Annotated in this window: 24 protein-coding genes; 13 read left to right on the top strand and 11 right to left on the bottom strand. The window is 72.6% G+C overall.

Annotation, left to right across the window (positions count from 1 at the left end; all coding sequences use genetic code 11):
• Nucleotides 1-3: 3 nt before the first annotated feature.
• The gene (locus ACQBAS_RS11925; RefSeq protein ID WP_427384026.1) at nucleotides 4-684 is read left to right on the top strand and encodes an HAD family hydrolase; all 681 of its coding nucleotides are present in this window, start codon (nucleotides 4-6) and stop codon (nucleotides 682-684) included.
• Nucleotides 685-718: 34 nt separating this feature from the next.
• Here ACQBAS_RS11925 and ACQBAS_RS11920 read toward each other — a convergent pair whose 3' ends face one another.
• A complete protein-coding gene (locus ACQBAS_RS11920; RefSeq protein ID WP_427384025.1) occupies nucleotides 719-1,582 on the bottom strand; it encodes a spermidine synthase in 864 nt (287 codons plus the stop codon).
• Nucleotides 1,583-1,627: 45 nt separating this feature from the next.
• Here ACQBAS_RS11920 and ACQBAS_RS11915 point away from each other — a divergent pair, with 45 nt between their 5' ends.
• Nucleotides 1,628-1,999 carry a sterol carrier family protein gene (locus ACQBAS_RS11915; protein ID WP_427384024.1) on the top strand — a complete coding sequence of 124 codons (372 nt, stop codon included), beginning with the start codon at nucleotides 1,628-1,630 and terminating at the stop codon, nucleotides 1,997-1,999.
• A gap of 21 nt (nucleotides 2,000-2,020) precedes the next feature.
• On the opposite strand, the gene ACQBAS_RS11910 is transcribed toward ACQBAS_RS11915, so the two are convergent.
• Entirely contained in the window at nucleotides 2,021-3,085 is a 1,065-nt protein-coding gene (locus ACQBAS_RS11910; RefSeq protein ID WP_427384023.1) for a Gfo/Idh/MocA family protein, read from the bottom strand.
• On the opposite strand from ACQBAS_RS11910, the gene ACQBAS_RS11905 reads away from it, so the two are divergent.
• The 5 genes from ACQBAS_RS11905 to ACQBAS_RS11885 all read left to right on the top strand — a co-directional run bounded on the left by ACQBAS_RS11905 (nucleotide 3,077) and on the right by ACQBAS_RS11885 (nucleotide 8,253).
• Entirely contained in the window at nucleotides 3,077-3,934 is an 858-nt protein-coding gene (locus ACQBAS_RS11905; protein WP_427384021.1) for an LLM class flavin-dependent oxidoreductase, read from the top strand. The two genes, ACQBAS_RS11910 and ACQBAS_RS11905, sit on opposite strands and share 9 nt — an antisense overlap.
• A 72-nt stretch (nucleotides 3,935-4,006) precedes the next feature.
• Nucleotides 4,007-4,231 (top strand): hypothetical protein, encoded by a 225-nt coding sequence (locus tag ACQBAS_RS11900; protein ID WP_427384020.1) that lies wholly within the window; start codon nucleotides 4,007-4,009, stop codon nucleotides 4,229-4,231.
• 35 nt (nucleotides 4,232-4,266) lie between these two features.
• Nucleotides 4,267-5,838, top strand: a complete 1,572-nt coding sequence (gene purF / locus ACQBAS_RS11895) for an amidophosphoribosyltransferase (protein WP_427384019.1) — start codon at nucleotides 4,267-4,269, stop codon at nucleotides 5,836-5,838.
• 79 nt (nucleotides 5,839-5,917) lie between these two features.
• Nucleotides 5,918-7,036 carry a phosphoribosylformylglycinamidine cyclo-ligase gene (gene purM, locus ACQBAS_RS11890; protein ID WP_427384018.1) on the top strand — a complete coding sequence of 373 codons (1,119 nt, stop codon included), beginning with the start codon at nucleotides 5,918-5,920 and terminating at the stop codon, nucleotides 7,034-7,036.
• Complete coding sequence (locus ACQBAS_RS11885) at nucleotides 7,033-8,253, top strand: sensor histidine kinase (RefSeq protein WP_427384017.1); 1,221 nt, start codon at nucleotides 7,033-7,035, stop codon at nucleotides 8,251-8,253. Before purM ends, ACQBAS_RS11885 begins: the two co-directional genes overlap by 4 nt.
• Nucleotides 8,254-8,274: 21 nt before the next feature.
• Here the strand turns inward: ACQBAS_RS11885 and ACQBAS_RS11880 are convergent, their stop codons facing one another.
• Both ACQBAS_RS11880 and ACQBAS_RS11875 read right to left on the bottom strand, forming a co-directional pair.
• On the bottom strand, nucleotides 8,275-8,643 hold the full coding sequence (locus ACQBAS_RS11880) for a GntR family transcriptional regulator (RefSeq protein ID WP_427384016.1): 369 nt from the start codon (nucleotides 8,641-8,643) through the stop codon (nucleotides 8,275-8,277).
• Nucleotides 8,640-9,527, bottom strand: coding sequence for a hypothetical protein (locus ACQBAS_RS11875; RefSeq protein ID WP_427384015.1), 888 nt, complete (start codon nucleotides 9,525-9,527; stop codon nucleotides 8,640-8,642). Before ACQBAS_RS11875 ends, ACQBAS_RS11880 begins: the two co-directional genes overlap by 4 nt.
• A gap of 162 nt (nucleotides 9,528-9,689) precedes the next feature.
• Between ACQBAS_RS11875 and ACQBAS_RS11870 the strand changes: the two genes are divergently transcribed.
• Nucleotides 9,690-10,307, top strand: a complete 618-nt coding sequence (locus ACQBAS_RS11870; protein ID WP_427384014.1) for a response regulator — start codon at nucleotides 9,690-9,692, stop codon at nucleotides 10,305-10,307.
• Between the two features lie 95 nt (nucleotides 10,308-10,402).
• Here the strand turns inward: ACQBAS_RS11870 and ACQBAS_RS11865 are convergent, their stop codons facing one another.
• Both ACQBAS_RS11865 and ACQBAS_RS11860 read right to left on the bottom strand, forming a co-directional pair.
• Nucleotides 10,403-10,609 (bottom strand): DUF3073 domain-containing protein, encoded by a 207-nt coding sequence (locus ACQBAS_RS11865; RefSeq protein WP_427384013.1) that lies wholly within the window; start codon nucleotides 10,607-10,609, stop codon nucleotides 10,403-10,405.
• Nucleotides 10,610-10,860: 251 nt separating this feature from the next.
• Nucleotides 10,861-11,934, bottom strand: coding sequence for a Glu/Leu/Phe/Val dehydrogenase dimerization domain-containing protein (locus ACQBAS_RS11860; RefSeq protein WP_427384012.1), 1,074 nt, complete (start codon nucleotides 11,932-11,934; stop codon nucleotides 10,861-10,863).
• 209 nt (nucleotides 11,935-12,143) lie between these two features.
• On the opposite strand from ACQBAS_RS11860, the gene ACQBAS_RS11855 reads away from it, so the two are divergent.
• Nucleotides 12,144-12,344: a BldC family transcriptional regulator gene (locus tag ACQBAS_RS11855; protein WP_427385639.1), complete on the top strand. Its 201-nt coding sequence runs from the start codon at nucleotides 12,144-12,146 to the stop codon at nucleotides 12,342-12,344.
• A gap of 15 nt (nucleotides 12,345-12,359) precedes the next feature.
• Here the strand turns inward: ACQBAS_RS11855 and ACQBAS_RS11850 are convergent, their stop codons facing one another.
• The 4 genes from ACQBAS_RS11850 to ACQBAS_RS11835 are packed head-to-tail and all read right to left on the bottom strand — an operon-like array spanning nucleotide 12,360 to nucleotide 16,669.
• The gene (locus ACQBAS_RS11850; RefSeq protein ID WP_427384011.1) at nucleotides 12,360-13,499 is read right to left on the bottom strand and encodes a glycosyltransferase; all 1,140 of its coding nucleotides are present in this window, start codon (nucleotides 13,497-13,499) and stop codon (nucleotides 12,360-12,362) included.
• Entirely contained in the window at nucleotides 13,496-14,515 is a 1,020-nt protein-coding gene (locus ACQBAS_RS11845; protein ID WP_427384010.1) for an ABC transporter ATP-binding protein, read from the bottom strand. The genes ACQBAS_RS11850 and ACQBAS_RS11845 overlap by 4 nt, the downstream gene beginning before the upstream one ends.
• Nucleotides 14,502-15,398: an ABC transporter permease gene (locus ACQBAS_RS11840; RefSeq protein ID WP_427384008.1), complete on the bottom strand. Its 897-nt coding sequence runs from the start codon at nucleotides 15,396-15,398 to the stop codon at nucleotides 14,502-14,504. Before ACQBAS_RS11840 ends, ACQBAS_RS11845 begins: the two co-directional genes overlap by 14 nt.
• 8 nt (nucleotides 15,399-15,406) lie before the next feature.
• Nucleotides 15,407-16,669 (bottom strand): nucleotide sugar dehydrogenase, encoded by a 1,263-nt coding sequence (locus tag ACQBAS_RS11835; RefSeq protein WP_427384007.1) that lies wholly within the window; start codon nucleotides 16,667-16,669, stop codon nucleotides 15,407-15,409.
• 191 nt (nucleotides 16,670-16,860) lie between these two features.
• Between ACQBAS_RS11835 and ACQBAS_RS11830 the strand changes: the two genes are divergently transcribed.
• Nucleotides 16,861-18,303 (top strand): UDP-N-acetylglucosamine--LPS N-acetylglucosamine transferase, encoded by a 1,443-nt coding sequence (locus ACQBAS_RS11830; protein ID WP_427384006.1) that lies wholly within the window; start codon nucleotides 16,861-16,863, stop codon nucleotides 18,301-18,303.
• Nucleotides 18,304-18,341: 38 nt separating this feature from the next.
• Here the strand turns inward: ACQBAS_RS11830 and ACQBAS_RS11825 are convergent, their stop codons facing one another.
• Nucleotides 18,342-18,962 carry a hypothetical protein gene (locus ACQBAS_RS11825; RefSeq protein ID WP_427384005.1) on the bottom strand — a complete coding sequence of 207 codons (621 nt, stop codon included), beginning with the start codon at nucleotides 18,960-18,962 and terminating at the stop codon, nucleotides 18,342-18,344.
• A 32-nt stretch (nucleotides 18,963-18,994) separates the two neighbouring features.
• Here ACQBAS_RS11825 and ACQBAS_RS11820 point away from each other — a divergent pair, with 32 nt between their 5' ends.
• From ACQBAS_RS11820 to ACQBAS_RS11810, 3 genes are read left to right on the top strand one after another with little or no spacing between them, the layout of a single operon-like run.
• Nucleotides 18,995-20,104: a glycosyltransferase gene (locus tag ACQBAS_RS11820; RefSeq protein ID WP_427384004.1), complete on the top strand. Its 1,110-nt coding sequence runs from the start codon at nucleotides 18,995-18,997 to the stop codon at nucleotides 20,102-20,104.
• A 54-nt stretch (nucleotides 20,105-20,158) separates the two neighbouring features.
• The gene (wecB, locus tag ACQBAS_RS11815) at nucleotides 20,159-21,253 is read left to right on the top strand and encodes a non-hydrolyzing UDP-N-acetylglucosamine 2-epimerase (protein ID WP_427384003.1); all 1,095 of its coding nucleotides are present in this window, start codon (nucleotides 20,159-20,161) and stop codon (nucleotides 21,251-21,253) included.
• 20 nt (nucleotides 21,254-21,273) lie between these two features.
• Nucleotides 21,274-23,439 carry an acyltransferase family protein gene (locus tag ACQBAS_RS11810; protein WP_427384001.1) on the top strand — a complete coding sequence of 722 codons (2,166 nt, stop codon included), beginning with the start codon at nucleotides 21,274-21,276 and terminating at the stop codon, nucleotides 23,437-23,439.
• The last annotated feature ends 6 nt before the right edge of the window (nucleotides 23,440-23,445 follow it).

Genomic DNA, 23,445 nt, shown 5'->3' with positions numbered 1-23,445 from the left:
AGGATGGTGAGCGAAGGCGACGGCGGTCTACGCCGCAGCGACCAGCTCGTCGTCTTCGACTGCGACGGGGTGCTCGTCGACAGCGAGCGACTCAACGTGGGCATCTGGACGTCTGCGATGCGTGACCTCGGCCTGACCTTCGGGCCTCAGGACGCCATCCACCACTTCCTGGGGCGTGCCTACGCCGACAACCGGCACACCGTCGCGGCACTCACCGGCCGCGAGGTCCCGCCGGAGTGGGAGTCCCACTGGCGGGCGGAGTTCCGTCGCAGCCACGACCGGCTCGAGGCCATCCCCGGGATCGCCGAGGCGCTCGACGACATCGTCGACGCCGGCCACCCCGTGTGCGTCGCGTCCGGCAGCATCGGCCCGGCGATCGTCCGCAAGCTCGAGGTGACCGGCCTCGACAGGTTCTTCGGTGGCCGCTACTACAGCGCTGAGGAGGTCGAGCGCGGCAAGCCGGCGCCGGACGTCTTCCTGCATGCGGCCGCCGATCTCGGCTTCGCGCCGTCGCGCTGCGTCGTCGTCGAGGACAGCGACCCGGGTGTGGCCGCAGCGCGCGCCGCGGGGATGCCGGTCGTCGGCTATCGCAGCGACCTCACCCCGGCGGGCGGGCTCGCCGACGCGGACGTCGTCATCGACGACATGCGGGCACTGCCGGCGGCCCTCGCCTCTCTCGGCTGAGTCGGGAGCGTCCGGCGCCGCCGCCAGCGTCCCGTCAGTGGCGCCAGCCCGGCACGTCGGGGAACTCCGGAGACGCCTGCGGATCGGCCTCGGTGAGGGGCTGCGCACTGCGCACGAGTCCGGCGATCTCGGCGCCGAACCGGCACATCGTCGGCAGGGGCACGGCCGCGACCTTCCGCCGGATCGCCGCGATGTCCAGACCCCCGGTGCCGCCGACGATGACGTAGTTGGCGAAGCGCTTGCCCGACCAGCCGTGCTTGTGCGCGATGATCCCGAGCTCGGTGAAGCCGGCATCGGCGACCGTGCGGGCCACGCGCGCGAGGTAGCGCCGGTCAGGGGCGTCCGGTGCGTTCCACAGGGCGATGCCGCCGGGTTTGAGGACGCGCCGCACCTCGTCGACGAACTCCCGCGTGGTGACCCCGGGCACGACGAGACCGCCGGCGAAGGCGTCGACGATGACGACGTCGGCGCTTGCGTCCTTGAGCATCGGGACCCCGACCTCCCCGGTCTGTGGGCGGACGCGGATCCGGTGACCGCGGGGGAGGGGGAGTTCGGCGCGGACGGCCTCGGTCATCGCGACGTGCGGCTCCAGGACGATCTGCGGGGACCCCGGTCGCGTGGCCTGGACGTAGCGCGCCATCGCCATCGCCGACCCGCCGACGTGGGTGACGCCGAGCGGCCCGGCGGGGAGGGCGTCGATGACGAGCGCGAAGTACTGCATGTACTCAAGGAAGAGGATCGTCGGGTCGTCGAGGTCGACCTGGGACTGCAGCGCGCCGTCCATGACGAGCCGGGCGCCGAAGTCCCCGTGACGCACCTCGAAGGTGGGTGCGACGGGGGCCGCGCCGTCCACGGTGTCACCCGTGATGCGGTCCCGACCTTCGCCTCGCGCTGCCATGGGGCCACCCTCTCAGCCGGGGCCAGCGGTGCGAGAATGGGGCTCATGCCTCCCCGTCGCCGCGTCCCGCTCGTCGAGGGCGCGCGGGCCCTGCAGCAGTGGCGGACCGACGCCGCAGCGGGGGACGTCAGCGATCGGGCGACGACCGCGACCGCCGTGCGCTTCTCCCTCGAGGAACTCGCCCTGCGCGCCCCCGGCCGCAGCGTCGAGGTGCGGGTGCCGCCCTTCGGCGCCACTCAGTGCGTGGCCGGCCCGACCCACACCCGCGGCACCCCGCCCAACGTCATCGAGACCGACGCGCAGACGTGGCTGCAGATCGCCACGGGGGTCCTCGGGTGGGACGAGGCCGGCGACTCGGGTCGGCTGCGAGTGAGCGGTCACCGGGCCGACCTCGCGCCGTATCTGCCTCTGCTCTGAACGCTTGCGGCGCCGAGGTGTTCACTCGCCGGGGTAGACGACCCCCACGGCGTCCCGGACCTCGTCGAGGATCTCCATGATCCGGACGGTCTCGTCCAGCGGGAGGAGAGGCGACTCGGTCAGCCCGGCGGTCACACAGCGCGCGACCTCCGCGGCCTCGAAGCGCAGCCCGCGGTGCCGCTCGGTCGGGTCGAGCGCGACCTCGTCGAGCACGGTGTTGTCGGTGCCGAGCAGGCGCACGACGTTGGGCATGTAGAAGTCGCCGTCGATCTCGAGTCGGGCCGCGGTCCCGTTGATCGATGCCGTCGTCGGGGTGCGCGCGGTCATCGTCGTCGACAGGCTCGCGTGGGTGCGCGTCGGGGACGTCAGGACGATCGAGCACTGTGCGTCGACGCCGGCGTCGGTCAGCGTGCCGACGGCGTGCACCGACGAGATGTCACCGAGGACGAAGGCGGCGAAGGAGACCGGGTAGATCCCGAGGTCGAGCAGGGCGCCGCCGGCGAGCGCCGGGTCGGACATCCGCTGGGGGCCGTCGGGGTACAGGAGTTGGCCGTGGTCGGCGATGACCGTCTCGACGTCCCCGAGGAGACCGAGTTCCAGGGATTGGCGGACGACGTCGTAGTGCGGCAGGAAGCGCGACCACATCGCCTCCATCGCGAAGACACCACGCTCACGCGCCGCGGCGACGATCTCGCGGGCCTCGGTGGCGTTGCGCGCGAAGGCCTTCTCGACGAGGACGTGCTTGCCGGCGTCGATCGCCAGCAGCGCGTGGTCCCGGTGCTCCGAGTGCGGGGTGGCGACGTAGACGACGTCGACGTCGGGGTCGGCGACGAGGTCCTCGTAGGATCCGTGGGCCCGCGTCTCGGTTCCCCGGCCGGCCAGGTGAGCGTCGATGAACGCCTGCGCCTTCGCGACGTCACGGGACCCGACCGCGGCGACCACCTGCTGTGTGGTGGCCAGCGCATCGACGAAGGAGGCCGCGATCCCGCCGGCGCCGAGCACACCCCAGCGCAGCGCGGGTGCGTCCGCCGGCTCGGGAGTGCGGGGGAGGGGCAGGGTCAGGGATACGGTCTGGTCATGCGTCATGGCCTCACCATCCTCCCTGAACTCTCCTGGCGCGAGACCGCCCCCCGCTGGTCGGCCGCCGAGCAGATGGGCTTCGACCACGCCTGGACCTACGACCACCTCGTGTGGGGCGGCATCCCGGACCAGGCCTGCTACTCCGCCTACCCGACGCTGGCCGCGGCCGCGACGGTGACGGAGCGGATCGGGCTCGGCAGCTTCGTCAGCTCCCCGAACTTCCGCCACCCCGCCCTGCTGGCCCGCGACATCGCCACGGTGGACGACATCTCCGGCGGCCGGTTCCTCGCCGGCCTCGGCGCGGGCGGCGACCTCGACGTCCGCAACGTCGGGGAGGAGCGCACGCTGCGGGAGCGGGTCGACCGGTTCCACGAGTACGTCCCGCTGCTGCACCGCCTCCTCACCGAGGACCACGTCGAGCATTCCGGTGAGTTCTACGCGACGACCGACCTGCGGACCCGGCCCGGGGGTGTGCGGGAGCCGCGGCCCCCCTTCGTCATCGCCGCCAACGGTCCTCGCTCGCTGCGGCTGGCCGTCGCCCATGGGGACGGCTGGGTCACGACGGGCCCGAGCGTCGAGACCATGGACGAGTGGTGGGCCGGGGTCGGTGGCCTCGTCGATCGGCTCGCCGAGACCCTGACGAAGGTCGGCCGGCCCGCCGACGACCTCGACCGCTACCTCCTCCTCGACTCGGCGCCGCGCTACTCGCTCGAGAGCGCCGAGCTCTTCACCGACATGGTGGGCCGGGCGGAGGGCCTCGGCTTCACCGACGTCATCACGACGTGGCCGCGGCCCGAGAGCCCCTACGCCGGCTCCGAGGCGACCCTCGAGGCGGTCGCGGCCGGGCTGCGCTGACGCCACTGGCCGAAGGGGGAGGGTGCCGGGCTGCGGGTCGGGGCTCCAGCCCGCGCGGGTAGCGTTGCCCCCGTGCAAACCCCCGGTCGAGAGCCCAAGATCATCCCCTTCCTCGTGACGGGCGCCCTGATCGGCGTCCTCATCGGCCTCGTCCTGGCCCTGCGCGAGCCCGCTGGGGCCGGCTATTCCGCCACGACCGAGGTCGGGTACCTCGTCGCGCTCTTCGGGCTCCTCGGGCTCCTCCTCGGCGCCCTCGTCGCCGCGATCCTCGCCCGTCGCGGTCACCGGGACGACTGACCGCGGACCTCGCCCCGTGTGGGAGAATGCGGACCGTGGCACGCGGCGACGGCAACCTCTCCCATGACCTGCTTCCCGGCGAAAAGGGGCCGCAGGACGCCTGTGGCGTCTTCGGCGTCTGGGCTCCCGGTGAGGAGGTCGCCAAACTGACGTACTACGGCCTCTATGCCCTGCAGCACCGTGGGCAGGAGTCGGCCGGCATCGCCACCTCCGACGGGACGAGCATCCTCGTCTACAAGGACATGGGCCTGGTGAGTCAGGTCTTCGACGAGCGCACCCTCGCGTCCCTGCGCGGGCACCTGGCCGTGGGGCACTGCCGCTACTCCACGACGGGCGGGTCCACGTGGGAGAACGCGCAGCCGACGCTCGGCGGCCATGACGGGCACACCGTCGCCCTGACCCACAACGGCAATCTGACCAACGCGGCCGAGTTGCGCGACCTCGTCGACGCGCGGGACGCCGACCGGGCGGATGCCGCCGGGGACGGCGAGGCGTGGCGGGCCGCCACCCGGGGCGAGCTCGGGCGCGGCAACACGACGGACACGGCACTCGTGACGGCGCTGCTGACCGACGACCCCGACGTGCCCCTCGAGGCGAGCGCCCTCGACATCCTCCCGCGCCTGCGCGGCGCCTTCTGCCTCGTCTTCATGGACGAGGACACCCTCTACGCCGCCCGCGACCCGCAGGGCGTCCGTCCGCTCGTCATCGGCCGGCTCGAGCGCGGCTGGGTCGTCGCCTCCGAGACCGCAGCCCTCGACATCGTCGGCGCCTCCTACGTGCGCGAGGTCGAGCCCGGCGAGTTCATCGCCATCGACGAGGACGGCCTGCGCAGCCAGCGCTTCGCCCCGGTCGACCGCAAGGGCTGTGTCTTCGAGTACGTCTACCTCGCTCGTCCCGACACGACGATCAACGGCCGCGGTGTGCACGAGTCGCGCGTCGAGATGGGCCGCACCCTGGCGAAGGAGCACCCGGTCGAGGCCGACCTCGTCATCCCGACCCCGGAGTCCGGGACCCCGGCGGCGATCGGCTTCGCCCAGGCCTCCGGCATTCCCTACGGCCAGGGCCTGGTGAAGAACGCCTACGTCGGCCGCACCTTCATCCAGCCGAGCCAGACGATCCGCCAGCTCGGCATCCGGCTCAAGCTCAACCCGCTGCGCGACGTCATCAAGGGCAAGCGCCTCGTTGTCGTCGACGACTCGATCGTGCGCGGCAACACGCAGCGGGCCCTCGTTCGGATGCTCCGCGAGGCCGGCGCCGCCGAGGTGCACGTCCGGATCTCCTCCCCGCCGATCACGTGGCCCTGCTTCTACGGCATCGACTTCGCGACGCGGGCCGAGCTCATCGCGACGGGCCTGGGAGTTGACGAGGTCCGCAACTCGATCGGCGCCGACACCCTTGGCTACATCAGCCAGGAGGGGATGATCGCTGCGACCCGGCAGGACGAGAGCACGCTCTGCACGGCCTGTTTCAGCGGCGTCTACCCGATCGCGCTGCCCGAGGACGGCCGCATCGGCAAGGGGGTCCTCGAGAGCGGACCCGCCACGGATGTCGAGGGTGTCCCGACGGCGGTCGCCGGCGGGGCGGCCGACGCCGTCCTCCGACCCTGACCCACGCCTCATCCGGCCGCTGCCCAACCGGCCGGCACCACCAGCCCCCTTCGCCCGACCCAGCCACCCGAGGACTGCGATGAGCACCGAACCCACACCGATCACCTACGCCGGAGCGGGTGTCGACGTCGAGGCCGGCGACCGGGCCGTCGAGCTCATGAAGGCGAGCGTGGCGCGGGCGACCCGGTCGGAGGTCCTCGGGGGCCTCGGGGGCTTCGCCGGGATGTTCGACGCGTCGGCCCTCAAGGGGATGGACCGTCCCGTGCTCGCCACGTCCACCGACGGCGTCGGGACGAAGGTGGCCATCGCCCAGGCGCTCGACGTGCACGACACCATCGGCTACGACCTCGTCGGCATGGTCGTCGACGACATCGTCGTCTGCGGCGCGGAGCCCCTCTTCATGACCGACTACATCGCCACGGGCCGGGTCGTGCCCGAGCGGATCGCCGACATCGTGCGCGGCATCGCGGCGGCGTGCGAGCAGGCCGGTGTCGCCCTCGTCGGTGGCGAGACGGCCGAGCACCCGGGTCTCCTGGCCCCGGACGAGTACGACGTCGCGGGCGCGGCGACCGGCGTCGTCGAGCACGACGCCGTCCTCGGACCGCAGCGCGTGCGCGCAGGGGACGTCGTCCTCGGCCTCGCGTCCTCGGGTCTGCACTCCAACGGCTACTCCCTCGTCCGCAAGGTCGTCGAGTCGGCCGGCTGGGCCCTCGACCGGCACGTCGAGGAGTTCGGCCACACCCTCGGCGAGGAGCTGCTCACCCCGACCCGTGTCTACTCCGCGGACCTGCTCGCGCTGATCCGCACCGACGGCGTCGACGTCCACGCCCTCAGCCACGTCACCGGCGGCGGCCTCGCCGCCAACCTCGCCCGCGTCCTGCCGGCGGACGTCCTCGCCCGGGTCGACCGCTCCACGTGGCGCCCGCCAGCCGTCTTCTCCACCGTCGCCGAGCTGGGTCGGGTCCCGCGCCCAGACCTCGAACGCACCCTCAACATGGGTGTCGGCTTCGTCGCCGTGCTGCCCGCGGACCAGGCCGACCGGGCCACCTCCGTGCTGCAGGCTCGCGGCATCGACACCTGGGTCATGGGTGAGGTGCACACCCTCGACGGCGCGCCCGTCGCCGACGGTGTCGAGGTCGTGCAGGGCGCGAAGGGGGTCGACGGCGGCTCCGTCCAGGTGGTGGGCGAGCACCCGTGACCGGGGCAGGTGCCCGCGGATCGGCCCGCGTCGCCGACCGGGTGGCCGCCGCACCTCGCCCCATGCGGTGGGCGCTCCACCTGCTCGTGGTCATCCTCACGGTCGTCGCGGTCGTCCGCGGGCTCGACCGGGACGCTGCCCTCCCGCTCGTCGTGGCGGGCGTTCTCCTCGTCGCCGGGGCGACCTTCATCGTCCTGCCCGGGCGCCCGACGTCCGGGGACCGGACGCCGGCGTTGCTGGCCCCCGCTCTCCTCGCGCTGACGCTCCTCGCGTGGGGTGGCCTCCTGGCCCTCTCGCCCGAGGCGATCTGGCTGGCCTTCCCGATCTTCTTCCTGCTCCTGCACGCCCTCGCCCCGCGTTGGCGGATGGGGGCCGTCGCCATGGCGCTCGGGGCGGCCATCCTCGGCTGGGCCCACCACCACGGCTTCTCACCCGCGGCCGTGGCGGGCCCGACGCTGGGCGCCCTCGTCGCCGTGGCGACCGTGCTCGGTTACGAGGCACTGCAACGCGAGAGCGACGCCCGCCAGACGCTCCTCGAGGAGGTCGAGACGACCCGCGGCCTGATGCTCGCCGCCGAGCGCGAAGCGGGCGTGCTCGCCGAGCGCGAGCGTCTGGCCCGCGACATCCACGACACCATCACGCAGGGTCTGACGAGCATCCAGTTCCTCCTCGGCGCCGCCGACGACGTCCTCGACGCCGACCCGGGCCGGGCCCGCACCCACGTCCGCCTCGCGCGCGAGGCCGCCGTCACCAACCTCGTCGAGGCCCGCCGGCTCGTGCAGGCGCGCCCTCCGGACGCGCTCGCCGCGGGCCTCGGTTCGGCCCTGGCGAGCGCGCTCGAGATGGCCACGGCCGGGCGCGGCATCGACGCACGGTTCCGCTCGGACGGCGCCGTCGACGCTCACGAACCGCCCGAGGACGTCGCGCTCGCGCTCCTGCGGATCGGGCAGTCCGCCATCGCCAACGCCGTCGAGCACGCCCGTCCGCGGCGGCTGCGGGTGACGCTGACCCACGGGGCCGACGAGATCGCCCTCGACGTCGTTGACGACGGCGCTGGCTTCGACCCGGACGCCCGTGGCCATGACCTCCCCGACTCCGGGCGAGGGCACGGACTGACGGCCATGCGCGCCCGCGCGGTGTCCATCGGGGCGACCTTCGTCGTCGAGTCGGCGCCGGGGGAGGGCACGGCCGTCTCGGTCAGCGTCCCCCTGACCTAGCCGATCCGCCAGCCGAGGCGCTCACCGGAGCAGGGCGCCCCGCACGAGGTCGGTGATCTCCTCGTCGGTCAGCCCCTCGGCCCGAGCTCGGGCGACGAAGGCGTGCGCCGCGTCCTGCAGCGCGGTGGCCGGGGCCAGGGCCCGGGTACCCCCGGCCACCGTCGTCCCGGCGCGGCGCCGGGTCGTCACGAGCCCGGCGGCCTCCAACTCCCGGTAGGCGCGTTGGACCGTCCCCACGGCGACGCCGAGGTCCGCCGCGAGGGATCGAACGGTCGGCAGCCGGTCGCCGGCGTGCAGCGCTCCCGCCCGGATGTGGCCGGCGACCTGGGCGCGGATCTGCTCGTAGGGCGGGGCTCCCGAGTCGAGATCGACGACGATGTGGAGACTCATGCCGTGGCGTCCGTCGGTGCCGCGGCGGGCAGCGCGGCCAGGACGAGTCCGGCGAGAGTCGTGACGAGGCCGAGGGCCAGGAGAGCCAGCGCGGGGGCGGTCGACCCGACGCTGCGGGCGGCCATGGCGGCCACGAGCAGGATGACGCCGAGGTGGATGGCCACGGCCAGCACGATTCCTCGCAGGACCCGATGCGCGGAGAGGCGTCGCAGCGACAGGTCGGAGGGGGCGGTCGTGCCCACGACGGCAGGGCGGTTGGCGATCCGGCGGAGCATCCACTCGGACGCCCCGAGGAGCAGGAGCCAGCCCGCGAGCATCGGCAGACCGTAGGGCCAGCCGGGGAAGGGTCCGGCGGAGGACGAGGCCGGCCACCCCTCGGGGGACGTGAAGTCCCGTTCGATGCTCCGGCCGTCCGGAGCGGCGACGAGACCGAGCACGACGACGGCGAGGGCGCCGAGCAGGACGAGGCACCACAGAGCGCGGCGGAGAGGACGTGGGGCGACGTCGGCCACGGTGCGGCGCTCGAGGATGGCCGTTCGGACGCTGCCCGTGGGTCGGGGCCACGTCACCTCGCCGACCGCGTGGACGGCGGCGAAGACGAGACCGGCGGCGGTGGGGGCGAGCGCCGGCAGCAGTCCGGGCACCCGCTCCGTGAGGTCGGTGAGTCGAGGCGTGGCCGCGAAGAGGACGACGCCGGTCGTGCCGCCGAGCACCCAGGCGGCCAGGGTCGCCCGGGAGGCATGGCGCCGCGCGGCCTCGAAGGTCGCCACGGGAGTGGGTGCGGGGCGGCTGGTTCGACCACCGGCGAGCAACACGACCGCCGTGATGAGCCCGAGCAGCAGGAGGAGCGCGGCGACGAGTAGGGCAAGGGGCAGCATGCTCATGGTGACCTCCGTGGTCCACGGTTCAATGATCCATTGAATCAATGTATTGATACATTGACCGATGGGAGGCCCTGCCGTCAAGAGGCGCGCCCAGGTGCGTTCGGGGCACGCCGGGGCAGGTCCGATGCGGGGGAGGGCCACGCTCCGGGGGACAATGGACCCATGATTCGCCTGCTCATTGCCGACGACCATCCGGTGGTCCGCGCCGGACTCCGGTCCGTGCTCGAGGCGGAGAGCGACTTCGACGTCGTGGCGGAGGCCGCCACCGGGGCCGAGGCCATCGAGCGCGCCGGGCATGCCGACGTCGTCCTCATGGACCTGCAGTTTGCTGGCGGCGGGACCCAGGGAGTCGAGGCGACGGCCGCCATCACGGCGCGCGGAACGGCGACGGTCGTCGTGCTGACGACGTATGACAACGACGCGGACATCGTCGCGGCGGTCGAGGCGGGGGCCTCCGGCTACCTGCTCAAGGACACGTCGCCGGCGCACCTGGTCTCGGCCATCCGTGCGGCGCACCGCGGCGAGCAGGTCATGGGGCCGACGGTCACGCGTCGGCTCGTGGCTCGAGTGCGTCAGCCCACGACCGGTCTCAGCGAGCGCGAACTCGAAGTGCTCGAGATCGTGGCGCGCGGTCAGTCCAACCGCGACGTCGCCAAGGAGCTCTTCCTGTCGGAGGCGACGGTGAAGTCACACCTGTCGCACATCTACGGGAAGCTCGGCGTCACCTCGCGCACCGCGGCCGTCGCGGAAGCCCGACGCAGCGGCATCATTCGCAACTGAGTCGTGCTGCCGTGGGCAGCGATGCGCCCGACCCACCGTGATGCGGATGGTCGGGTCCTGACCTCACGAGGTCAGCACGAGGTGTGTGTGAGTGGTCAGCGCGAACGCCGACCGTGCTCCCACGATCCGTAGTCGTCATCGTCCTCGACGTCGGAGTCGACCGACAATGGGACGCTCCGCTCAGGTGAGGAGGACGATCCGTGTAGTTCTCGCTCAAGCGCGCTCAAGTCGGTGTCAGGGGAGTAGTACTTCAGCTCCCGAGCAACCTTGGTCTGCTTGGCTTTGGCCCGGCCGCGCCCCATGGCGTGACCCCCTCGTGCGTCAGCGGGACGGCATCGCATGGTCCAGATCGGATGACTCCGACCTCGACTCCGCGCAGCGGTCCCGGGATTCGTGTGTAGTCGTGGGGACAACGCTACATCAGATCGGGACTGTTCCCTGCCGCGGGTCCGCCTGCTGGAGCGGACCCGCGGGTCGGGAGGCGGCGGGAGTCAGTGGCTGCGCACCCGAGGGCGCACCCGCCGGGACGCCTGGCGCGTGCCGGGGGTGCGGGTCAGCGGTCCCCGGGGAGCCAGGTGCCCGGTCCGCCGGCAGCCATCCGGGCCTCGGCGATCCGGTCCGCGGCGGTCGCCGGCGTGACGTCCTGCGCATCGGCGGTGGTGAGCACCTCGAGCGTGTGCTCGTAGATCCCCTCGGTCTGCGCCATCGCCCGCGCGAAGTCGAAGCCGAGCAGCTCGTCGTGGACCTGGATGACCCCACCCGCGTTGACGAGGAAGTCGGGTGCGTAGGTGATCCCGCGCGAGCGCAGCCGCTCGGCCGTGCCGCCGGGACCCTCGGTGACGAGCTGATTGTTCGCGGCGCCACAGACCACCTTCGCGGTAAGGCGTTCCACCGTCTCGTCGTCCAGGGCGCCGCCGAGGGCGCAGGGGGCATAGATGTCCAGCGCGGAGCCCGTGAGAGCCGTGACGTCGGAGACGACCTCGACCTCTGGGTGCTCCGCCCGCAGGGCGTCGATCGCGGCGGAGTTGACGTCGGTGACGACCACTCGCGCGCCGTCCGCGAGCAGGTGACCCGCGAGGATGCGGCCGACCTTCCCGACGCCCGCGATGCCCACGGTGCGGCCGCCGAGGGACGGGTCGCCCCACAGGTGCTGCGCGGCCGCGCGCTGCCCCTGGAAGACGCCGAGCGCCGTCAGGACGGACGAGTCGCCGGCGCCGCCGCGCGACTCCGAGCGACCGGTCGCCCAGCGGGTCTCCTCGGCGACGACGTCCATGTCGGCCACGTAGGTGCCCACGTCGCAGGCCGTGACGTACCGGCCGCCGAGGGACTCGACGAACCGGCCGTAGGCGCGCAGCAGCTCGGGCGTCTTGTCCCGCGCGGGGTCGCCGATGATGACGGCCTTGCCGCCGCCGAGCGGGAGGCCCGCCATGGCGTTCTTGTAGGACATGCCACGGCTGAGTCGCAGGACGTCCTGCAGGGCCTCGTCGGTGCTCGCGTAGGGGTGGAAGCGCGTGCCGCCGAGCGCGGGGCCGAGTCGGGTGTCATGGATGCCGATGATCGCGCGCAGCCCCGACGTCCTGTCGTGGCAGAAGACGACCTGTTCGTGGTCGGTGGTGGAGAGGGTCATCACGGTGGGTGCTCCTGAGTCGCCGTTGGATGGCGCGGATCGCGCGCCGGATCCGAGTATGCCGCCAGCCATGACGTCGACGAGGCGAGGGTTCACCATCCGGCGACTAGTCACTTGTGACCACGGAGAACTGCCCGAGTCGGGCATGTCGCCCATGCCACTGGAGCTGGACAATCAACACGGTGGACATCCACGACGAGGAGCTGGCGATGGCGATGACCGCAGGACCGATTGATCGACTCCTGACCCCGGGCGAGGTGGCGGCGCTCTTCCGAGTGGACCCCAAGACCGTGACCCGCTGGGCGCAGAGCGGCAAGCTCTCGTCGATCCGCACGTTGGGTGGCCACCGGCGCTACCCCGAGGCCGAAGTCCTGGGGCTGCTCGAGCGCGCACGAGCCCGCGTGCTCTGATCGCGGTGCCGAGCGTCAGCGAGGGGGCTCGGTACCGCGATCCGCCACGCTCGTGAGCGCGGTGATGAATCCTCCCGCCTGGCTGCTCCAGTCGTAATGGTCCGCCACGTACGCGTGCCCGCGCTCGCCCATGAGCCGGGCTCTCGCGGCATCGGCCCGCAGGTCGAGCACCGCGTCGGCGGCCGCGACCGGATCGTCGAAGGGGACCACGACGCCACCCCCGCTCCGTTCGAGCAGCTCGACGGCCAGGGGTAGCGGCGTCGAGACCACGGGCAAGCCGTGGGCGAGGTACTCCACGACTTTCGTCGGCATGCTGCCCCGATAGTTGGGCAGGTCCCGCAGGAGCGAGAGTCCCGCGAGGGCGCCGTCGAGCAGGGCGAAGGCCTCGTCGCTCGGCAGGAAGCCGTGCCAGCGCAGCGTCCCCTGACTCTGGGCCTCGGTGAGTTGGCGACGCGAGTCGGCATCGAGCGCGGGGCCGATGACGTCGAGGGTCAGGCCGCCCCCGGTGCGTTCGGTCAGGGACCGGGCGACCTCGACGAGGGAGGCGCAGCCCCGGGCCTGGGTCACGGAGCCGAGATACACGACCCGGCCGCTGCCGGGCTCGCTCACGTGGTCCGGGACGGTGACCGTGTTCGGGACGACGACGTGCTCGCGGCGGAACCGCTCCTGGTAGGCGTGCTCGGCGAGCAGCAGGGTCCAGCGGCGCTCGGCCAGCCGCTCGGCCAGTCGCCAACCGCGTGCCCCGACGCCGCGCAGGGGACGCGGCATCCACTCCTTGACGGTGAGGGCTCCGGCGGGATCCTCGTGCACGTCCCAGATGAGCCGGTCCAGGCCGAGGCCGACCGCGGCCGTGAGGATCTCGGGGTCGTGGACGAGGACGACGTCGTGGCGCGATCCCTGCTCGCGCAGGACGCGGCGAACGGCCCGCCACGCGTGTCCGCGGGAGCGGCCGACGGCCCGCGGCAGATCGAGGCCCGTCAGGTCTCCGGTGGGCACCGCCTGGTCGAAGGCGCTGAAGGGGGCCGCGTACGTCACGTGCCACCCGGCGGCGAGCAGGGCGGTGATCTCCCGCTGCCGGATCCTCGAGTCCTGCGGGTTGTGCACGACCGTGACCACCAGCGCCGAGCGCGCGGCGGTCATGTCGGCCGCGGTCATTTCGCGTCCGGGGTCGCCTTGGCGGACGTACTCGGCCGGTTGCCGGTCATGGCGTCGAACGTCGGGACGGACTTGACGGGCAGGCGGGCCATCCGCGGCCAGCCGGTCGGCGCGTCCTTGGACGGCCGGCCCGCCTTCGTGCCCTTGACCGGCGCCTTCCTGGCCGTGGGGCCGCTGGCGCTGCCGCCACGCTTGGGCAGCGTCTTCTCGTAGGCGGCGACGACCTCCTCGGCCGGGCCGTCGGCGACGAGGACACCGCGGTCCATCCAGAGTGCCCGATCGCAGATGCTGCGGATCGTCGAGTTCGAGTGCGAGACGAGGAAGACGGTCGCGGCCTGCTCGCGGATCTGGGAGATCTTGGCGCTCGACTTCGCGCGGAAGTCGGCGTCACCGGTCGCGAGGGCCTCGTCGACCATGAGGACGTCGGGCGCCGCGGCCGTCGAGATGGCGAAGCGCAGCCGGGCCGCCATGCCCGAGGAGTAGGTCGACATCGGCATGTAGACGGCGTCGCCGATGCCGGAGAACTCGACGATGTCGTCGAAGCGCTCGGCGATCTGAGCCTTCGTCAGGCCCATCGCCTGGGCGCCGAGGTAGATGTTGCGCTCACCGGTGAGCTTGCTCATGAGGACGGCGTTGACGCCGAGCAGCGCCGGCTCGCCGGCCACCCACACGCGGCCCTCCGTCGGCGGGATGAGGCCCGCGACGGCGCGCAGGAGCGTCGACTTGCCGGAACCGTTGCGGCCGATGATGCCGATCGACTCGCCGTGGTGCGCGACGAAGGAGACGTCCTTGACGGCCGGCACCTCGCGCACCTTCGTGATGTCACGCCCCTGCCGCAGGGTGCGCTTGAGCCAGTTGTCCTCGTCGGCCGCAGCGCTGCTGCGCCCCGCGACGCCAAGGACGCGGTAGGTGATGTCGAGGTGCGAGACGACCACGGTGGGGTCGCCCGCGGACGTGCCCACGGCGCGTCCACGGGTGACGGTCCGCTCGGGCCCGCCGGACTCAGCCGCGGCCATACTTCGCCTCGTCCCACCAGAAGACGACGAGCCCGACGGCCATCAGTCCGACGGCCCAGGCGGCCATGGCGATCCAGTACGACCAGTGCACCGCGTTGGCCGGGTCGTTGAGCAGCGACTCACGGGCGATCGTGAGCGGCAGCGCGAAGGGGGTGTAGCCCAGCACGATGCCCCAGAAACCGCTGGCGTAGTGCGCGATGGGGAAGAAGACACCCGAGACGTAGCGCAGCAGGCGGGTCGCGACGGGGATGAGGTTGCCGAGGTCGCGCGAGATGTTGACGATTCGTGCGCCGATGAAGGCGAGCCCGACGAGGCTCATGAGGTGCAGGACGACGGCGACGGGGAAGAGGAGCCACTCGACGCTGGGTCGCTCCCCGGTGACGAGGACGACGCCGACGAGCAGGACGAAGGCGGGGATGGACGCCACGAACTCGGTGAGGACGACGGACAGCGGCAGGATCGCCCGCGGGAAGTGCAGGGCCCGCATGAGGTTGGTGTTGCCCGTGATCGCCTTGCTGCCGCTGTTGATGGCGGTGGCGGTGAGACCGAAGAAGATGACCCCGATCGCGAGGAACGCGACGAAGTTCTCGACCCCGCGGTTGGTCTCGAGGAGCAGGCCGAAGATGAGGAAGTAACTGGCGATGAGCAGGAGCGGGTTGAAGACCGCCCACACCTGCCCGAGGCGGTTGTTCTGGTTCTTGGCCTGGGATTGGCCGGCCGAGAGCGTCCAGACGAAGGAGCGCCGCTTCAGCATGTCGCGGACGTACCGGCCGAGCGGAGGCCGCTCGCCCAGCGTCCGGAGGCCGTGACGCTCAGCGAGCGCCCCGGCCTCCTCCGTGCTCAGGGCCGCCTTGGGGGCGATCCGTGAGTCGACGTCCGACACGACATCCGTCACAGACGGTGGACCTTCTCGCCGTCGCTCGCCTTGCCGCGGGTGTCGAAGAAGTTCTGGGACTTCCCGGCGAGCGCGTCGATGTCGTACTCGCGGTGGTTCTGGACGAGCACCGTGAGGTCCGCGGCGGCCACGGCGGCCTCGAGGTCCTCGGCGCGGGTGACGCCGTCACCGGCGGCGGTCCAGTTGGTCACGTGCGGGTCGTGGTACTGGACGGTCGCGCCCTTGTCGAGCAGGTGACGCGCCAGCGGCACGGCCGGGCTCTCACGCTGGTCGGCGATGTTCGGCTTGTACGTGACGCCGAGCAGCAGGACGGTGGAGCCGCGCAGCGACTTGCCGTCGTCGTTGAGGAGGTCCTGGGCGCGCTGCGTGATGTACATCGGCATCGTCGCGTTGATCTCCTGCGCGAGCTCGACGAAGCGGAAGGGGTAGCCCAGCTTCGCGCGCACGTTGTAGGAGAGGTAGTTCGGGTCGATCGGGATGCAGTGGCCGCCGACGCCGGGACCGGGGTAGAAGGCCTGGAAGCCGAAGGGCTTCGTCGCGGCGGCGTTGATGACGTCCCACAGGTCGATGCCGAGGTCGTGGCAGAAGCGCGACATCTCGTTGACGAGGGCGATGTTGATGTGGCGGTAGGTGTTCTCGAGGAGCTTGGCCGTCTCGGCCTCGCGGGTCCCCTTCGCGCGCACGACCGTGTCGACGAACTGGCCGTAGAAGGCGGCCGCCGCGTCGCCACAGGCGGGGGTGTGGCCGCCGACGACCTTCGGGGTGTTCTTGGCGCCGAAGGTCTCGTTGCCCGGGTCGATGCGCTCGGGCGAGAAGGCGAGGTGGAAGTCGGTGCCCGCGACGAGACCGCCGGCCTCGAGGACGGGGCGGACGACCTCGTCCGTCGTGCCCGGGTAGGTCGTCGACTCGAGGATGACGGTCATGCCCGGCTTGAGGTTCGCGGCGATCGTGTCGACGGCGGCCTTGACGGGGCCGAGGTCGGGGCCGCCGTCCTCGGACAGGGGCGTCGGGACGCAGATGACGACCGTCTTGGCGTCACCGATCAGGCTGGGGTCCGTCGTGGCGGAGAAGCCCGCGGCGACCATGTCGGCCACATCGGCGTCGGAGAGGTCGTCGACGTGGGAGCGACCAGCGTTCAGGGCGTCGACGACGCCCGTGTTGACGTCGAAGCCGAGCACCTTCAGCCCGACCTTGGAGGCCTCCTGGGCCAGGGGCAGCCCGACGTAGCCGAGCCCGATGATCGCGACGTCAACCGTCACTGTTGTCTCCTTGGTGTGTGCGGAACCGCGGCGGACGCGGAGCGTGTCGGACCGCCTCCACGAGGGAGCGCTCGGACGTGCGCCGCGAGCGGGGATCCTCGCCGAATCCAGTCGTCCGGAAGCATACAGTCACGCCCTGCGCGGGACAGGCGGCGCGCGGTGGCGGCGGTCGTCCGCCCTACACTCGCCGCATGCCCGACCGCCCCCCGATCCCTGTCGTCCTGGCCACGAGCAACGGGGTCGGCATGGGGCACCTGACGCGCCAACTCACGGTGGCCCTCTCGGCGCCGGAGACCCTCGACCCCATCCTCCTGTCGCTGTCGGCGGCGCTCCCCACGGTCGCGGCGGCCGTCGCCGCCGGGCAGCTCCCGGAGCTGGCCTCCCGATCGGTGCGCAGCGAGTATTGCCCCAGCCGCAAGAGCGGATGGCTTCCGCGAAGGGGAGTGGCCGGCGCCGTGCGCCGGCGCGTCCCCCAGCTCGGCTGGGAACCGTACTTCCGTGACCGGCTCAGGGCGCTCGTCGCCGAGACCGGGGCGCGCGCACTCGTCTATGACGGGGTCGTGCCCTACGACGGACTGCTCGCCGCGCGCCGGGCTCTGCCGGACACCGCCTTCGTGTGGAGCCGGCGAGGCATGTGGCGCGCGGGAGTGGGTGCGGACTGGCTGCGGCACGCGGGCGACTTCGACCTCGTCATCGAGCCGGGAGACTTCGCGGCGCACGCGGATCGTGGGGCCACCACCGACCGCGACGACGCCACAAAGGTCGCCCCGATCGCCATCGACGACGTGCTCGTCAAGCACGACCGCGCCACGGCTCGGCGAGCGCTCGGCCTCGACCCCGACCGTCCCGCCCTGTTGTTGGCCCCCGGCGCCGGGGTGCTCGGCGACGTGGCGACCCCGGCGCGGGCCGCGCTCGCGGCGGTCCGGGAACTCGGCCCGGAGTGGCAGGTGGCGGTGACGAGTCAGGCGATCGCCGAGCACGCCGTGGGCGGGGACGCCGCCGACCACGACCGGGTCGTGCTGCTGAAGGGGGTCTACCCCCTCTCGCGGTCGACGGCGGCCTTCGACGCCGCGGTGGGGGCAGCGGGCTACAACGCGGTCCACGAACTCCTGGGGGCTGGTGTCCCCACCCTGCTCATTCCCTCCGCCACGCAGACCGACGATCAGGCACTGCGGGCGAGGACCCTCGCGGCGGACGGCGTCGCGCTCGTGGCCGACGCCGACGAAGGGGGGAGCGTGGCCGCGGGGGTGGCCCGGCTCCTCGACCCGGCCGTGCGGGACGACCTCCGCGCGGCCTGCGCCGCGCTCCCGGCAACCGATGGTGGCCGGGCCGCGGCCCGGGCGGTCATGGACCTCGTCGTGGACGCGCCGGCGGGTGCGACTCGGCAGCCGGGCGGACGACCTTCGCTCGCGGGGCCGTGGGGTCCGCCCGCGTGGCGGGCGGCGCTGCCGGACCTGCGCACCCCGGTGGCCCTCGAGGGCCCGGGCAGCACCGACCGGCCGCGGCTCGCCGTCACCGAGGAACTACCGACGTCCCTGCGCGACAGCGGCCCCGTCGAGCACCTCGTCGCGGGCGCGTCGCCGGCCTATCGCGCGGCCCGCGGCGACATCGCGCGGTGGCTCTACCGCTCCTGAGTCGGGTCGCGAACCGCGGCGCTCAGCGCTGAGTCAGCTCAACGGGCAGCGCGGCGAGCCCGACGCAGGCGCAGGTCCCGACGGATCCGACCCGCCACCCGTCGACCGCGGGTGAGAGTGGTACGCGTCAGGGAGTGCCGGCGCTCCACGGCCTCGGCCCAGCCCGCCGGCAGGGTCCCGGCACGCACGCCCACGACATCGCCGTCGAGCCAGTGCCGCCACTGGCCGTCCTGACGCAACTCCCCGGCCGCGGCCAGGCGGGCATCGAGCCCGGGGCCGTCGACGAGCACGTCCGCGAGGGTCACGGCGCCGTTCGCGAGCAGACCGGAGCGGCACAGCATCGGCGAGGGGCCAGTCGTCGTCACCCGCACGAGCCGGCGGCCCGATTGGTCGAGTTCGGCGAGGAGGCGGCCCACCGCCCCCGGCGCGAAGGTCGCCCCCACCGGCGCGACGAGGACGGCGTCGGTCGTCGGGCGGTCCGAGACGGGGTCGCGGCCCACGACGTGGACGACCGGGTCCAGCCCGGCGGCGGCGAGCGCCGTCCGCAGCCCGGCGAGGGCCGCCTCGACCGCCACGCCGTCGGTCGTGGCGTCGGCATTGCCGTCGGTGTCGGCGGGACGCAGCCAGGCGGACAGGGTCAGCGGGGGCGACGAGGGCACGTCCCGAGGATAGGCCCGGTAGGTTGGCCGCCATGTCCGTCGGAGCCCTCGACCTCGCGATCGACCACCCCGTCGGCCGGGTGCCGGGGGCGGACCGCGACAAGCGCGCGGTGCTGCTCGTGCAGGACGCCTCATGGCGCCTCACCGTCCCGGGTGCCCGCACCCGCCGCGGCCGGTGGCAGGACCGCGAGGAACTCGCGCGGACCCTCCCGCTCCTCGACACCTGCCATGGACTCTCGGTGGCCGTGGAGCCCGGACTCGACAAGGGTGGCGTCGTCATCTCGTACCTGCACCGGGCCGCCGCCCGCGGGACGCTGGTCACGGGAGGTGTGCCCGGACCGCTCGCCGCGCGGCTCCCCTTCGAGGTCCGCCCGGACACGCCGGGCGTGGTGCCCGGCCTGCTCGAGTTCGACGCGCGCGCCGTCGCGCAGCGCCGCGACGCCCTCGTCGTCGGGCTCCGCTCGCGGCCCGCGGTGTCGGCGGTGCTGGTGACCAAGCGGCTCCACTTCCTCCCGCGGATCGCGGCGATGATGGCCGCCCAGACCTACCGGCCGCTCGAGCTCGTCGTCGTCATCCACTCGGACGAACCGGCGCCCGAGATCACCGCCGGCGACGTGCCGGTCCGGGTCCTCAGCGCCCCGACGGGCACGACACTCGGTGCGGCCCTCGCGCTCGGCAGCGCCGCCGCGGAGGGCGAGCTCGTGACGAAGGTGGACGACGACGACCACTACGGCCCCGACCACGTCCTCGATCTCGTCCTCGCCCGGGCCGTCTCCGGCGCCGAACTCGTGGGCAAGAGCCCGACGGTCGTTCATCTCGAGGCGCTCGACACGACCGTCCGCCGGGTCTTCGGCGCGCCGGAGTCGTGGGTGCACCGGGTCGCGGGCGGCACGTTGCTGCTGTCCGGGGAGACCCTGCGCGACGTCGGCGGCTGGGCGGACGTCCCCCGCGCCGTCGACAGCCGGCTCATCGAGGCCGTCACCGGCGCCGGCGGCCGGATCTATCGCCCGCACGACCTCGGCTACCTCTATGTGCGGCACGCCGATGCCGAGCACACCTGGGCGACCGACGTGGGCCACTTCCTGCAGAGCGCCCGCGAGCAGTGGCTGGGCCTGCTGAGCCACCCGGTCTTCGGCACCTGAGCCCGCTGCGTGCGACACTGTGCAGCGATCACGACCCTGCCACGAAGGACCCCCATGGCACCGCTTGTCCTGCACGTCACCGGCGCGCGACCCAACTTCCCGAAGGCCGCACCCGTCCTCGAGGCGCTCGCCGCCTACGACGTCGAGCAGCTCCTGGTCCACACGGGCCAGCACTACGACGACAAGATGTCGGACATCTTCTTCCGGCAGCTCGGCATCCCGAAGCCGGACGTCAACCTCGGGGTCGGGTCCGGGTCCCACGGTCGGCAGACGGCCGCCGTCATGTCGGCGCTCGAGGAGCTCTTCGAGGAGCGACGCCCCGACCTCGTGGTCGTCTACGGCGACGTGAACTCGACCGTCGCCGCCGCCCTCGTCGCCTCCAAGATGGGGATCACCTTCGCTCACGTCGAGGCCGGGCTGCGCTCCTTCGACATGACGATGCCCGAGGAGATCAACCGCCTCGTCACGGACAAGCTCTCGGACCTGCTGCTCACGACGAGCACCGACGCGATCGGTCACCTCGGCAACGAGGGCACCGACCCCGACAAGATCCACTTCGTCGGCAACCCGATGATCGACACGCTGCTGAAGAACAAGGACCGCTTCGACGCCGAGGCCGCCCGCGCCGAGCTCGGCCTCGAGGGCCCGTACATCGTGGCGACGCTGCACCGCCCGGGCAACGTCGACGACCCCGCCGACGTCAAGGAGCTCGTCGACGCGATGCACGCCGTGGCCGACCAGGCCCAGGTCGTCATCCCGCTGCACCCGCGCGGTCGCGCGCGACTCGAGGAGGCCGGCTTCCTCGACCACGAGGGCATGCGCGTCATCGACCCGCTGGGCTACCTCGAGTTCATGGGCCTGGTGCGCGGCGCCGCCGCCGTCGTCACCGACTCCGGGGGCGTGCAGGAGGAGACGACCGTGCTCGGCGTCCCGTGCCTCACGCTGCGCCCGAACACGGAGCGCCCGGTGACGATCACCCACGGCACCAACCAGCTCGTGCGCCGCGACAACCTCGCCGAGAAGGTGCGCGAGGTCCTGGCCACCGGACCGCTGACGGAGTGGGATGTCCCGCCGCTGTGGGACGGCCACGCCGGCCCGCGCATCGCCCGGATCCTCGCCGACTCCGTCGGTGCCGCCAAGCGCGCCTGAGGGCAGCAGTGACTTCGACCGTGACCCACCCGTCGACTCCCGGTGAGCCCGGCACCCCGGCATCCGCCGGTGGCCCGGCACCCACGGCGCACAAGACCGTCCTGCGCGGCGACATCGAGGGCCTGCGCGCCGTCGCGGTCGGCACCGTGCTGATCTACCACCTCGGGGTCCCGGCCCTCCTCGGGCTCGTCCCGCGGATGACCGGCGGCTTCGTCGGCGTCGACATCTTCTTCGTCATCAGCGGGTTCCTCATCACCTCCCTGCTGATCCGGGAGGCGACCCGCACGGGCACCGTCTCCATCGTCGACTTCTATGCCCGGCGCGCCCGCCGCTTGTTGCCCGCCGCGACGACGGTCCTGCTCTTCACCGCCATCGCCGGGTGGCTCATCCTGCCCAAGCCCGCGCACGGCGACCTCGTGACCGACGTCATCGCCGCGACGCTCTACGTCATCAACTGGGCGCTCGCCTTCCGCTCCGTCGACTATCTCGCCGAGGACGCCGCGCCGTCGCCGCTGCAGCACTACTGGTCGCTGTCGGTCGAGGAGCAGTTCTACGTCGTCTGGCCGCTGATGATCCTCGTCGGGATGATCGTGGCCCGCCGCGCCCGGCTCAAGCCCAAGCGCCTGCTCTTCCTGATCCTCGCCGTCACGGCGCTCGCGTCCTTCGTCTACTCGGTCCTGCACACCCGTTCCGACCCGGCGACGGCGTACTTCTACACGACGACCCGGGTCTGGGAGCTCGGGATCGGCGCGCTGCTCGCCTTCGTGGCCGTGCGGCTGCGTCGTCTCCCGCGCGCCGCCGCGCAGATCCTCGCGCTGGCGGGCGCGGCCCTGATCCTCTTCTCCGCCTTCGCCTTCACCTCCTCGGCGAAGGTCGGCCTCCTCCTCGTCGCCTGGCCGGGCTGGGCCGCCCTCGTCCCGACGGTCGGCGCTGCCCTCGTCATCGCCGCGGGGTGCGCCACGCAGGAGACGCTCGTCGCGAAGGCGCTCAGCATCAAGCCGATGACCTGGATCGGCGGCCTGTCCTACGCCATCTACCTCTGGCACTGGCCGCTCATCATCCTCGCCGAGGCGCAGTGGGGTGACGCGCTCCGGTTGCGGCACAAGCTCGTCATCGGCGCGCTCGCCGTGGCGCTCTCGTGGCTGACGAAGCACCTCATCGAGGACCCGATCCGCTTCCGTCGCTCGCTGGCCATCCACCCCGGCAAGGCCCTCGCGATGGGCGGCGCCATGATGGCGGCCTCCCTCGTCGCGGCCGGCGCGGTCCACCTGACGGTGCCGAAGCTCGACCCCGACGCCCCCGTCGTGGGCGCCACCGAGCTCATCGCCGACCAGCAGGCCCGCGAGTGGACCGTCAAGGACGACCCGACCGGTGCGTACACGACCAGCGGCCCGATCCAGCCCGACCCGGCGCTCGCGCCCGAGGACATCCCCGCCTACTACGACGACGACTGCCAGGTGCAGCCGGGCGACTCGGCCGTCAACCGCGAGTGCGCCTACGCCAAGACCGACAGTGACACGACCTTCGCCATGCTCGGTGACTCCAAGATGGGCCAGTGGTTCCCGGCCGTCGAGTCGATCGCCAACCGCGAGGGCATGCGCCTGGACCTGTACCTGAAGTCGGCCTGCTCGTTCAGCTACGACGGGGTCAAGGACGACTGTGCGGCCTTCGCGCACAACGTCATCGACCACTTCAAGAAGTCCGGCGCGCCCGACGTGGCGATCGTCTCCCAGGGCCGCCCGGCGGGCGACGCCATCGAGAGCGGCATGAGTGACGCGCTCGCGGAGCTCAAGGCCCTCGGGACGACGATCGTCGTGCTCACCGACAACTCGACGCCGACGCAGAAGGCCGTCTACGAGTGCATCAGCGAGCACGAGGACGACTATGCGGCCTGCGGTTACGACCGGGCCAAGGGTGGCGAGGGCCGCGGCACTCCCGCGCTCGAGGCCGCGGCGAAGCAGGTCGGCGTGCCCGTCGTCGACCTCAACCCGTGGATCTGCCCGCCCGTCGGCACGTCGTGCCCGCCGGTCATCGGCAAGACGCTCATCTACCGCCAGGGCAGCCACGTCACGGCGACCTACGTCCGGTCGCTGACGCCCGTGCTGCACCGCGAACTGTCGACGCTGGGGATCACGAAGACCCCCATCGCGGACATCCACACGGACGACATCCCCACCGGCGACTGACGACAT

It is taken from the genome of Janibacter zhaoxuefangae, from assembly GCF_050271985.1.
In the GTDB taxonomy this organism is placed as follows: domain Bacteria; phylum Actinomycetota; class Actinomycetes; order Actinomycetales; family Dermatophilaceae.
Note: the sequence above shows the minus strand (reverse complement) of the source record. Positions and strands in the feature narration are given on the sequence as shown.